This window comes from Rubripirellula obstinata, assembly GCF_001642955.1.
GTDB lineage: Bacteria > Planctomycetota > Planctomycetia > Pirellulales > Pirellulaceae > Rubripirellula > Rubripirellula obstinata.
Genome location: NZ_LWSK01000148.1, coordinates 1 through 12,199, shown reverse-complemented (window position 1 = coordinate 12,199; position 12,199 = coordinate 1). Strand labels below are relative to the sequence as shown.

Annotated in this window: 10 protein-coding genes; 9 read left to right on the top strand and 1 reads right to left on the bottom strand. The window is 54.6% G+C overall.

Annotated features, from left to right (window positions below; genetic code table 11):
* Positions 1–324: 324 nt before the first annotated feature.
* The 6 genes from RC85_RS22650 to RC85_RS22625 all read left to right on the top strand — a co-directional run bounded on the left by RC85_RS22650 (position 325) and on the right by RC85_RS22625 (position 8,104).
* Positions 325–1,653: a sulfatase-like hydrolase/transferase gene (locus tag RC85_RS22650; protein WP_084422950.1), complete on the top strand. Its 1,329-nt coding sequence runs from the start codon at positions 325–327 to the stop codon at positions 1,651–1,653.
* 387 nt (positions 1,654–2,040) lie between these two features.
* A complete protein-coding gene (locus RC85_RS22645; protein WP_068267021.1) occupies positions 2,041–4,203 on the top strand; it encodes a tetratricopeptide repeat protein in 2,163 nt (720 codons plus the stop codon).
* A gap of 237 nt (positions 4,204–4,440) precedes the next feature.
* The gene (ribD, locus tag RC85_RS22640) at positions 4,441–5,610 is read left to right on the top strand and encodes a bifunctional diaminohydroxyphosphoribosylaminopyrimidine deaminase/5-amino-6-(5-phosphoribosylamino)uracil reductase RibD (protein WP_068267020.1); all 1,170 of its coding nucleotides are present in this window, start codon (positions 4,441–4,443) and stop codon (positions 5,608–5,610) included.
* 265 nt (positions 5,611–5,875) lie between these two features.
* The gene (locus RC85_RS22635) at positions 5,876–6,829 is read left to right on the top strand and encodes a hypothetical protein (protein ID WP_149752748.1); all 954 of its coding nucleotides are present in this window, start codon (positions 5,876–5,878) and stop codon (positions 6,827–6,829) included.
* A gap of 477 nt (positions 6,830–7,306) precedes the next feature.
* Positions 7,307–7,642 (top strand): MGMT family protein, encoded by a 336-nt coding sequence (locus RC85_RS22630; RefSeq protein ID WP_068267018.1) that lies wholly within the window; start codon positions 7,307–7,309, stop codon positions 7,640–7,642.
* 120 nt (positions 7,643–7,762) lie between these two features.
* The gene (locus RC85_RS22625; RefSeq protein ID WP_068267017.1) at positions 7,763–8,104 is read left to right on the top strand and encodes a hypothetical protein; all 342 of its coding nucleotides are present in this window, start codon (positions 7,763–7,765) and stop codon (positions 8,102–8,104) included.
* 143 nt (positions 8,105–8,247) lie between these two features.
* Here the strand turns inward: RC85_RS22625 and RC85_RS22620 are convergent, their stop codons facing one another.
* Complete coding sequence (locus RC85_RS22620) at positions 8,248–8,826, bottom strand: class I SAM-dependent methyltransferase (RefSeq protein ID WP_084422949.1); 579 nt, start codon at positions 8,824–8,826, stop codon at positions 8,248–8,250.
* Positions 8,827–8,871: 45 nt separating this feature from the next.
* Here RC85_RS22620 and RC85_RS22615 point away from each other — a divergent pair, with 45 nt between their 5' ends.
* The 3 genes from RC85_RS22615 to RC85_RS22605 all read left to right on the top strand — a co-directional run bounded on the left by RC85_RS22615 (position 8,872) and on the right by RC85_RS22605 (position 11,791).
* The gene (locus RC85_RS22615; protein ID WP_149752838.1) at positions 8,872–9,813 is read left to right on the top strand and encodes a hypothetical protein; all 942 of its coding nucleotides are present in this window, start codon (positions 8,872–8,874) and stop codon (positions 9,811–9,813) included.
* A gap of 7 nt (positions 9,814–9,820) precedes the next feature.
* Entirely contained in the window at positions 9,821–10,123 is a 303-nt protein-coding gene (locus tag RC85_RS22610; RefSeq protein WP_068267015.1) for a hypothetical protein, read from the top strand.
* Positions 10,124–10,261: 138 nt separating this feature from the next.
* Positions 10,262–11,791, top strand: a complete 1,530-nt coding sequence (locus RC85_RS22605; protein ID WP_068267014.1) for a hypothetical protein — start codon at positions 10,262–10,264, stop codon at positions 11,789–11,791.
* Positions 11,792–12,199: the final 408 nt, after the last annotated feature.

The window sequence follows — 12,199 nt, the reverse complement described above, 5'->3', positions numbered from 1 at the left end:
GAAGGGGGCAAGGGGATTCAATCAGGTAAGGGGCCAAGCTCAACGCCGCGAAGAGTTTTGATCCCGTAAAAAACGTGTTAGTTCGTTTAGCCGCGTTGGGCATCGCCCCGCGCGTTCGGGCCAGCACGACGCGCGGGGCGATGCCCGCGCGGTTAAACAACTTAGAACCCCTTCACGGCGCGGGGATTTACCCGTCAAGTAAGATCTCTGCTTATGCGTTCGGGTTGGGATTTGGTGGAACCTAGTCTGACGAAGCTATTTCGGAACCACTCCTTTACTCCTACCCGACTACTCCTACACGACTACTCCTACCAGACGGCAAAGATGATTCGAACAACGAGATGCGTTCATTGGTTGGCAATTACAACACTGCTGCTTGCCGGTACTGTTGCCAATGCTGCACGGCCCAACGTCGTTTTTCTGCTAAGCGATGATCAGTCCTGGAACGATTACGGGTTCATGGGACATCCGCATATCCAGACTCCGAATTTGGACCAGCTAGCCAAGTCGGGGATTCTGTACGAACGAGGTTACGTGACGGCTCCGTTGTGCCGTCCGTCTTTGGCCAGCATCGCAACCGGATTGTATCCGCATCAAACAGGGATCCGCGGCAACGATCCGCTGATGCCAGAAGGCACCAACCGCAAAGACAAAATACACAAGCCGCTGTCATCAAAGCTGCGCAATCGAATGACGGCACCGATGCTCGAGCATCCATCGTTTATCAGAACACTGAAAGACAACGGATACGCTACGTTGCAAACCGGCAAGTGGTGGGAAGGCGATCCGCTTGATCACGGCTTCACTGATGCGATGACGCACGGAGACATTTACCGAGGCGGGCGGCACGGGGACCGAGGGCTAGACATCGGGCGCAAAACGATGCAACCGATCTACGATTTTGTTGACAAGGCGAAGAGTAACGAGCAACCGTTTTTCGTTTGGTACGGAGTCTTCCTGCCGCACGCACCACACAATGCACCGGAGCGATTGTATGACAAGTACAAAGACGTCGCCCCGAACGAACCGACAGCTCGTTACTGGGCCAATGTGGAATGGTTGGACGAAGGCTGTGGTCAGATCGTTGATTACTTGAAAAAACAAAACCTGTACGAGAACACGATCTTCGTTTACACCTGCGACAACGGTTGGGTACAAAATCCCGAAAGAATGAACAGCAGCATTCGATCGAAACGCGAACCGGTGGAAGCAGGAATCCGCACGCCAATCTTTGTCACTCACGATAAAACGATTCAGCCACAACGTGATGCTGAAACTTTGGCCAGCAATATCGACATCGCGACCACCATCTTGTCAGCATGCGGCATTGAGCCACCATCGGCAATGAAGGGGCTAGACCTGCGTGACCCGCAGCAACTCAAAGAACGCAATCGGGTCTTTGTTGACGTTTACCAGCACGACAGCGATCTCGATCAGATCAATGATCTGGACAGCGGCTTAGAAGCCCGTGTCGTGATTGATGGTTGGGACAAGCTGACCGCGAAGCCAAGCGGCAAGGAACTCTACAACCTGAAAACCGATCCCGACGACCGGAAAAATCTAGCGGCAGCAGATCCTGAGAAGGTTTCAGAGCTGTCAGCCATGATCGATGAGCTGCTGGAAGAATCCAGCTCGTTTGCTGAAGCGAATTAAGGTTTGGCGACGGAGTGATGTAGGCCGGAACAAGCTTGTCGCAGTTCCGGCAATTCAAAGTAGTACCATGGCATTGCCGGAACTGCGCCAAGCTTGTTCCGGCCTACGCGAGCGGCCCCCAGCGCCGTGAAGAGTTTTAAATCGTTTAACCGCGTGGGCATCGCCCCGCGCGTCCATGCGGGGCGAAACGCGCGGGGCGATGCCCACGCGGCTAAACAAAACGATGTTTTTTTGCTGGATCAAATCTCTTCGCGGCGTTCAGCGTCCCCCCAGCGACGTTTCCAAAGGGGGTATGGGGACGGTGGGGCGTCGTGTTAAGTTCTAAGCATAGATTTTTATGCGGCTCCCAGCCAAAACCTACCCTCACTTAATAGGCCCGCGTTCGCGATGACCGTCGACACCTACGCTGTATGCCCTTGCGGCAACGGAAAAAAAATCAAGTTCTGTAAGTGCAAAGATTCCGTTGGAGAACTTGATTCGGTGCTTCAAATGGTCGAAGGCGGCCAGGTCGTCCCGGCTCTGGATCGCCTGGCAAATATCCTGCAAACAAATCCCGACGCCGCATGGGCGCTGGCGATTCGCGGTCGTCTGCTTTTGGATCTAAGAGAGTACGACGGTTTGGCTGAAAATGCCGAACGATTCAGCCGCCTGCAACCGAGCAACCCGCTCGCGCTGACTCAACGTGCCGCCGCCCTGCTGTTTCGTGGCAACCCAGACGAAGCAACCTCAACGATGCTGGAAGCATTGACCGAAAGCGGTCGTGACGTGGACTCGTTCGTGTTGGATGTCGCCTCCGTGTTGGCTTATTCATTAGCCCAAAGCGGCGTTTTTCTGACCGCCCGTGTTTACGCGACGCTGGCAATGATGGCGTCTGGATACGAGGGCGGGCAGACCGCGGTTACCGTCCTAAAACAACTCAACCAAGCACCGACGATCAGCCAACTGATGAAGTCGATTCCGGAACCGATTGCTCGGCCCGCCGATGCGTCGTGGGGCGAACGTTATGACGAAGCCGCCGGACTGCTTCAAAACAACAAAGTCATCTTGGCCGAAACCAAGTTCGCTTCGCTTCGTAAATCACAGCCTGATCAACCTGCGATTTTGTCGGGACTACTGACCTGTGCAATTTGGCGAGGCGATGTCGACGCCCAGGCCGAGTTGCTGCAACAGCTCTCTACTTGCGAATCGCTCGATTTTGAAACTCGAGTTCGTTTCCAGGCGATGGCCATGCTCGCCAAGCCGGGCACGCCTGATTTGGCCGTGCCGACGATCGAACTTTCAAGCGACATCGAAAAAGTAGAAGAGATCGAGATGGCGATGATGGCCGATGATCGGTTCACGCCGCTGCCGCCCGATTTGTTGCAAGGCATGCGAACCAGCGAGGAAGAAGTGCCGCCGCGATCCGGATTTCAGATCCTAGATCGTGATAAGCCTGCCGAACTGAACAAGTTGCCACCGATCGATGACGTCCCTGAAGCGATCGCCATGGCGTTTGTCTACGGCAAGCAAACAGACCGTGCCGCTAGGGTCCAATTGCTGGAAGTGCGTCAGTCCAAAATCGATGAAGTCAAGCAACGGATGGCCAAGGTTGCCGACGGGATTGAGCTAAGCCAAGACGCTGGCGAACCTTTGCCTTTGGTGGTCGCCGGTCAGCCTGCGATTGCGATGGTGCGGTTCCAGGCCAATCCTGCGGAAGCACAAAAGCTGCAAATGGAATTGACCAACGCTCGGATGCCGGAAGCCGTCGCGGCGCTGCCGTTGCCAATTCTGGGTGGCAAGTCGCTCAAAGAATGTGCTTCCGACGACTCCACCAAGTTGGTGCGAACGGCCGTGATGCGAACGATTGAACAGTACGACGCCCTTGCATCAAAACTGGGTGATTCGCTCGGACAGGTTTACCAGTTCGCTGGTCTGGAAGAACCCGCGGCGATCAAGCCTACCGATGATCAGATCGAATCGCTGGCCAACGAAGATTTGATTCACGTTGACCCGTCGGGATTGAACACTGAATCATTGATCTACTTGGTGCAACGTACACAGCAGATTACGTCAACGCTTGCGATGCGACGGTTTGCGAAAGCCCTGTTGGAATCGGAAATGACCGAGGAACAACAACCGGCGAAGTTGTTCGCTTACATGTCGTTGATCAATGCCACCGAGGACAGCGAAGCGGCAATCAAGTTGCTAGAAGATGCCAAAGCGTTTGCAGAAAGCAAGCAGATCTCGACGGCGAATTTGTTGCTTACCGAAGTTGGTCTGCGTCTGCGTGCCGGCGACGGTGCCGGATTCCAGTCCGCTCTGCAAGCGATCTCAACCCGTCACGGCAACGAACCAGAAGTGATGGCGCAGTTGCAGCAAATGTTGATGGCCTACGGACTGATCGGCCCCGACGGACGGCCCACCGGCGCAGGCGGACCACCACCGGCCGAAGCGGCAGGAGCACCCGCAGAATCAGCCGGCGGTGGATTGTGGACGCCCGATCAAGGCTCACCGTCTGGCGGATCCGGCGGCGGTGGCGGCGGGAAACTTTGGACGCCCGGAATGGACTGAGGGTTGGTTTGGCAAAGGTCCAGGATCCCTGTAGGCCGTAGCGAGCCTTAGCGAGTTACGGCAATTGCATGGTACGACGTCGGATTGCCGGAACTGCGCTAAGCTTGTTCCGGCATACTTTACTTGTTCCGGCCTACGTCACCGTTAAACCGCGTGGGTTCATTCGAGTTTATGCCAACGTGCGACTGAACCCTGGCGGGATCAGCTACGGTTTGAATCAGCCTCTAAGATGACTCCATGACCAGCAGCTATTCTGACGAACACTTCATGCAAGTCGCCCTCGATTTGGCGGCAGCGGGACAGGGGTTCGTCGAACCCAATCCGATGGTGGGATGTGTTCTGGTCAAGGATGGCGAGATCATCGGGCAAGGCTACCACCAAGAGTACGGCAGCCACCATGCGGAAGTCGAGGCGATCCGGTCGCTCGCATCCGCCGACGATGCGAAGGGCTGCACGGCATACGTAACGCTGGAACCTTGTTGTCATCACGGTAAAACACCTCCTTGCACCCGATCACTGATCGATGCCAAAGTGTCGCGAGTCGTGATCGCGATGCAAGATCCGTTTGCCAAAGTCGATGGTGGCGGCATTTCGCAATTGCGCGATGCAGGGATTGAAGTGGTCGTGGGTGTTCTTGAATCAGATGCAAAAGTCTTGACGGCTCCATTCACAAAGTTGGTCCGCACTGGTCGCCCTTGGGTGATCGCAAAATGGGCCATGACCATGGATGGCCGAATCGCAACACGCACCGGTGATAGCCAATGGATCAGCGGTCCAGCATCACGCAGCGAAGTCCACCGGCTTCGCAGTCGGGTCGATGCAATCGTTGTCGGAATGGGAACGGTGATTGCCGATGACCCGATGCTCAACGCTCGCTTGAATTCGTCTGAGTATCAAGGCATTTCAGTTCAGGGGAGTGTACCCAATCGTATCGCTCAGCGAATCGCTCAGCGGGTCGTTCTTTGCCATCAGCGGTTACCATCACAGCAATCGCGTCTAATGGAGACAGCCAAACAGTTTCCGACGTTGCTGGTAACCACTCCGTTGGTCGAGGAAGCTGAACTCGTCAACTTGGAAAGTCTGGCAGCAAAAGTGTTGCGATTGGAGAGCGGCGACCGCGAGTCAATGATTGGTGCGACACTCGATTATTTGGGCGAGAATGGTGCAACCAACGTGATGGTGGAAGGCGGGGGCGAAGTTTTGTCGAGTTTTTTTTCCGCCAACCAAATCGACGAAGCTCACGTCTATCTCGGGCCAAAGGCATTTGGCGGAACGGGTGCGGCGGGCCCCGTAGGCGGAATCGGTGTCGAGAAAGTTGCCGATGCAACGCTCTTTGAACTGCATGATTTGGATCGTTTTGATGACGACGTTCGCTTGGTTTACCGAAGGAAACCAGCTTCAAAATGAGTGCCGTCGCCAACTTGGTCTTTTCTTCGGATCAAGTTTTTGCCGATAAGCGATGCTGGACTCGTCGGCTTGCCCGATGAGGGCTGGCCTATGCGTCCACCGAATCAACACTGCCTCCCCCAAGCAACGGCTTGGCACTCAAACGGGCTTTATGATGATGTGGCGTTTGCTAATTGCCTTAATCGGCTTGTCCATCACGGGCGTCAACTCCGTTGCACAGTCAGATCAGACTGTCCGAGAGACGCCCCAGGCTGAGGGTCTTGGCTTGGAATGTCCGCCCCCTGAAATCGGCGGGCAAGATTCAACAAAGACCGATCCCGATGTTCACGCGGGGTATCTGGGCCCATCAGGTGTGGTTCGGTTTCAGATGATCCAGGGACGGATCTGTTTAGATACGCCCCGTCATCGCAAGGGTTCGCAAAGCTCAGATGAAAATGGCGTTTACGAGAGCGTGGCGGTCACAGCCAAACGCGGTGTTCCATCGGTTCACTACATCAGCAAAAACAAACGCCAGCACCTGACGCTGAGCGTTCAAGATGCACGCTTGATGCAAATTGAATCCACGGTTTTCGGTCATGGAAACTCGCACCGTCAGCCGCAACGCTGCGTGCTAACCCAACCAGAGTCTGGAACAATTACGTTGTCATCCACCAGCGGAAGTCAGTCGCATCAATGGACCGGTTCGACTTTGATTCACGTTCGTGGGCTGCAGCCTAGGTTGTTCGACGAACACTTTGGAATCTTGATGACTCGAATGCTTCACGGTCAATCGCTCAAAGACCTAAGCGAGAAGACAGCGGTTGCCACGCTGGTGGAATTACGATCGCCGATGCGGGTCACCGAAGCTGAGATTGACCAGTGGATTGCTGGATTGGGCAGCGATCATCGAAAGCGGCGGATTGCTTCGCAGCAAAATCTGATCAACGCAGGCACTCTTGCGGTGTCTACGTTGCAACGAAGGCTAGACGCGGCTTCTGACAAACGCGATCTGGATGTCGAGCAAGTTGTAAGGATCAATCACATCTTGAAAAAGCTGCGAAGCCGATTTCCCGACCGCCCAAGATCGCTCGCCAAACTACTCGTCAACGACCCGTCGTACTGGTCGATGCTAAGCGGGCGTATGACACCCCAGCAGCATCAGCTTTTGGCGTCGCGGCAACAAGACTTCGGTAAGCGTTCGCCGGCACAGCAATCGTTCGTTCGAGTTGCCGAACGATGATATTTGTTGGGGATTGATGTTTAGGCCGTCGCATCAGTTACGGCGCGTTAGGCCCGGAGTGCCGGTAGCTCCCATCCGGGTGCGCGAGCACCCGAGCCAGAGAAAAAGATATAACGCTTCCATCCGGGGATTTACATCCCCGGCACAGAGCTTCCAGCCCTCCGAGGCTATTCACGAACGTTATGATCGCGGATCGATCAACGACAATTTGCATTTGTTTGTTCGACTTCCCTCGGGATGAGTGACGACACCAATCCGGCAGTAATTAATGCGACGTCCCCTGCGAAAGGCGACACTTATTCCCCGCTCGTTCCTTAGTTCGCGATCGAAAACGTCCGCATTGTCTTGAAGGATCATACTGCTGGCGACCCGATGCTTGCGGTTGTCAATTGGACGATTCTGTCTTGGCGTTAGATCGCAAAGCAAAAGAGCAATCTGGGTAGAATCCGGGGGCAATCCGAGGGACACCCGTAGCAAATGTTGGATCAGAACTATTCTCGCGGGCAGCCGCTCGACCCGATGCGTCTGGCCTTTGTCCGCGTTATCGAAGCACTGGAAGTTGGCGAAGTCACGACTTACGCCGATGTTGCCCAGGATGCTGGGTACCCTCGACGGCATCGCGCCGTTGGGCAATTGTTAAGTCTTAACTTTGATACTTTGCCTTGGTGGCGAATCGTTTATCGTTCAGGTCACCTGCCGCCGGTGAATCCTGGGCTTCAAGAAGAACGACTGCGAGAAGAAGGTGTGACGTTAGAACGGCAAAAAGTTATCAATGCTCCCAGGGGACGTTTTTGCCAGTCGGAAACTGGCTGAAATCCTTTCGCTAGCCAAGTTAGACTTTGGCCGGTGCTCAAAAGTAAGCTATCCTTCACGCAACAACTCCTGGGCCTGCTTCTAACCGGACACAAGCGACACGGACATCAGCGACTTAACATGACGGAACCTTCCACCGATTCAGCCGCCAGCGCCGGGATGAACAGTGCCGGGATAAATAGTGCCGAGTTAAACGGCCCCGAAATCACCCGTTCCGGTACCGATCGCTCTCCGGTTACCAACCGGCCCGCCGACCAATCGCTGCTGCAAAGCAAAACAGCAATTTTGGCGATTCTGTTTTTGGGCACTGGCGCACTTGGGATCCCGCTGCTTTGGACCAATCAACGATTCAGCAACAAAGAACGATTTCTGTGGGCTGCGATTGCGACGTTGTATTCGCTATCGCTGTTGTTGTTTTTGGGATGGTTCGTGTTTTGGTTAAAAGCCCAAGTGATGGGCTAACGAATTGTCCCGAAATAGTTTCCCGGTTTTCCCTTAGCTGGGCCCGCCCGGGTTCAGACCATCAGGAGCTCTATCCGACTGAACCCTGGCGGGCCCAGCTACGAGAGAGTTCGCCAAATACGGAACTTGTTTCGGGACAGCTCCTAACGAATGCATCGGTAGACAAACGCGGGCGGCAAATTGCGCCATGCCGTCGGGCTCTTCTGGACGCTGGTAAACGAACGATTCAGTCGTTTTGAAAAGCGCAGGCCCGCTGGCAGAATCACGCCTTGCCAATACGCGAACGTTGCAAACTGACCACCGGGACGTAGAACGCTGAACATCGCCGCGAAAATCTCGTCGGTTAAGTCTTCCGGGAATGCTGCCCATGGCAAGCCACAAACAATTGCATCAACGGAATCGATCGACGACTGCCGACAAAGCTCAGCGATATTGGTTGCACTGTCTTCAAACACGTTGGCCGATGGAACGCGAACTCTTGTTGTTTCGGCAAGCTCCGCCGACTGTTCGATTGCGATAAACTTCGCATCACTATGCAGACGCTTGACGATCGCTTCGGTAAAGACACCGGTACCGGGACCGAATTCGACCACGCCCTTTGCGTTCTGCCAATCGATCCATTCGGTCATCGTCCGAACCAACGAGGGACCGCTGGGTGAAATCGCGCCGACCTTGGTCGGATGACGCACAAAGTTTTTGATGAAGGTTAAGGTATCGCTCATGCTGGTCTACGATATCGTCGCACGCCCCCATCGTCATCGGCACGATTGAGTGAAGCAGTTGTATTCGATACGCTTTCGTGCATGGAACTGCGGCAACATCATGCTTCGCTCAACGAAAAATCTCGCTCGCTTCGAGATTGCTACGCCAGTCATCGTCAGCAGATCATGCGTCTGATCTGTGACTACAAAGGCGAACCTGTTCATCAAAAATTGTCGTCCACAAATGTAGCCAGAATTGCGGTACTGGGTGCTGGGAATTGCAACGACATTGATCTTTCGTCGTTGACCCAACAGTTTGATGAAGTCCATTTAGTTGACTTGGATAGCGACGCGATCGATTTTGCAAACTCACATCCCGGCGTGGACCAGGATCGGATTCATCGCCACTGTCCCGTTGATCTCGCATCGCCGCTTTTGGAACTGCTCGAACCCGTTGTTCTTGGCAAAGCTGCAAGCCGCCCGACCAGCATCGCGGATGATTGGATCGAACGACTTCGACTGCCTCCACAACCGCTACCGATTCCACCTTGCGATGTCGTTGTTTCGGTGGGACTGCTATCGCAATTGATGCTTAGCATTGATCTGGCGCTGGACCATCTTCCACCAACAACGACACTGCCTCTGATTCAAACCGTACGTCGCGAACATTTTCGTCGTGTTACATCGATGTTGCGTCCGGCAACCCACGATCGGTCGGGCGGCATCGCAGTTTTTGGATTCGACTTTGTCTCGTCCGCGTCGGCTGCGGAGATTTTGCGGACACCCGATGACCAACTAGGACCGCTGGCGATGAAGTTGATCAACGAGCGCAACTTCTTTTCTGGAATGAATCCCGGCGTCTTGTTAAACGAGCTGAAATCAATTTCGGCAGTTCGCATGATCCATGTCGAACCACCATGGCGGTGGACGCTGGGACGAAGAGAGTACTTGATGATGGCGGTGGTGCTAGAAAGAACTGACGTGACCGACCATGAACTTTCAACTTAGAACAAACATGAACGACCAACCTGAATTGCCCATCGATCACTCGTCCAGCAACGTGCCCGAGGTTCCTTCGTTTGGATGTATCGTCTACGTGTCTTCGACGCCGAAGGGCCGAATCAAAGCTCGCGTCGCAAATTTACCCGGCATCGAAATCGAAGCAGCCAGCGAACGGGACGCACTGACGAAAATTGTGAAGCAGTTCAAGAACACAATTCAAGATCATATTCAGGCCAAGTCCAAGATTCCTTGGATCGATCCACCCAGTTCGATTGTCGAAGGTGAACAAAAAAGGTTCCTACCGACCCACCTGTGAGCCACCTGGTCTCACCCAAACAACAGCAGTGGGCGGTGATGTCACACCTGCCAAAAGTTGTCGCAGGAGCCTGCAAGAACTGCGGTAACAACGGTAGATTGTGGGTGCCTACAGGAAAAAATCTCAGAGGATCCAAATATGCCAGACAAAGCTAGCCAGTCTAAACGCGTCAACTTGATTGATACTTCACTTCGCGATGGTCACCAATCGTTATTGGCGACTCGGATGAGTACTGAGCAATGTCTTCGCTTGCTGCCGATGATCGCCGACGAAGGCTACGACATCATTGAACTTTGGGGCGGTGCAACGCTGGACGCTTGCCTTCGGTTCACCGGCGACGATCCATTTGAACGGTTAACAAAATTTCGCGAGGTGTGTGATCAAACCGGCAGGCACATCCAAATTCGTTCGCTTTGCCGAGGACAAAACCTGTTCGGATACAACCCGTATCCCGACAACGTGGTGTACGAGTTTATGAAGGAAGCGTGCCGAACGGGCAATGATCGCGTTCGCATTTTTGATGCACTCAATGACCATCGCAACCTGATCACCGCGATCATGTCAACGAAGACGTTCAACGGGCATGCCGAAGCTGCGATGAGCTACACGACCAGCCCGGTTCACGACAACAATCACTTCGTTAACTTTGCAAAGCAATGTGTCGAAGCCGGTGCCGATTCAATCGCGATCAAAGACATGGCTGGCCTGCTGCATCCGGCCGACGCCTGGACCTTGATCGCCGCGGTCCAGGAAGCGTGTCCCGGAGTCGAGATCTCACTTCACTCGCACGACACCAACGGCTTGGCAATTGCAACCTACGTTGTCGCAATGATGGCTGGCATCGATAACATCGATACCGCCTACGGCCCGATGTCGGGTGCCACCAGCCAACCGCCGGCCGAGCTGATTCGATTCTTTGCCGACGCGCTGGGGATCGAACTTAATGTCACGTTCAAACACGTCGCCGAGATTGACGCTGGCCTTCGCAAGATTCGCCAAGAGCTAAGCGAAGTCGACAAGAATCCTGAACACTTTGGTCACCCCTGGCCAAACGAGCCCACCGAAGCCATGAAGGCCGCGATCGGTGAAGCGATCGAATTGTTGCAGTCGAAAGATCGCGACAAATGTACCAAGGCTTGCGACGTGATCGAGGAAAAGATCATGGTCCCGCAAGGCTATCCCGAAGTCGATAAGAGCCAACTGGAATCGCAGATCCCTGGCGGCATGCTTAGCAACTTGTACAACCAGCTAAAGGACCAGGGAAAGCTGGACTTGATGCCCAAGGTTCAAGAGGAAATCCCAAAGGTACGCGCCGCCGCTGGTTACCTGCCCTTGGTGACGCCCACCAGCCAGATTGTCGGCTCACAAGCCGCATTCAATGTGATGCAGAACAGCCATTACGGTTTCGTCAGCGAGCCGTTTCGCGACGTGATCATGGGCAAGTATGGAAAGTTGCCCGGCCCCGCCGACCCGGAAGTCATCAAGTTAGTTTCGCGTGGCGAAGAACCGTTCACCGGACGTCCCGCCGACCTTGTCGATGACATCGACTTGGTCAAGGTCTACGCCGAAAACGGAAAGCTGATTCGGTCGCACCGTGACCTGTTGTTGTTGCTGCTGTTTCCAATGCCCGCAAAGCTGTTCTTGGAAAAAGCGAATCCGGCGACGTAGGAACTGTCCTGAAATAAGTTCCGTATTTGGCGAAATCTCACGTAGCTGGGCCCGCCAGGGTTCAGTCAGGCCTAGCTCCTAATGGACTAAACAGGTACTAAACCCTGGCGGGCCCATCTACGGGAAAACCGAGCCAGAGAATTGATGTGGGACAGCCATCCGGGTGCTCGCGCACAAGGCAGAAAGCTGCCGGCCCTCCGGGCCTTTCCGGTTTTAGTTGTATGAACCGGTGGCTTCGCCACCGGCACTGGGCTTTCGGCCCTCCGGGCCTGGAACCACTCTTAGCCACGGAGTGGCGGCAGCCCAGTGCCGGTGGCGAAGCCACCGGTTACTCGAAAACAAAACCGACTAGGCCCAGCGGGCCGACAGCAATCGCCCCTAAGCCACTGCCTGTGGGCTCAGGCATTT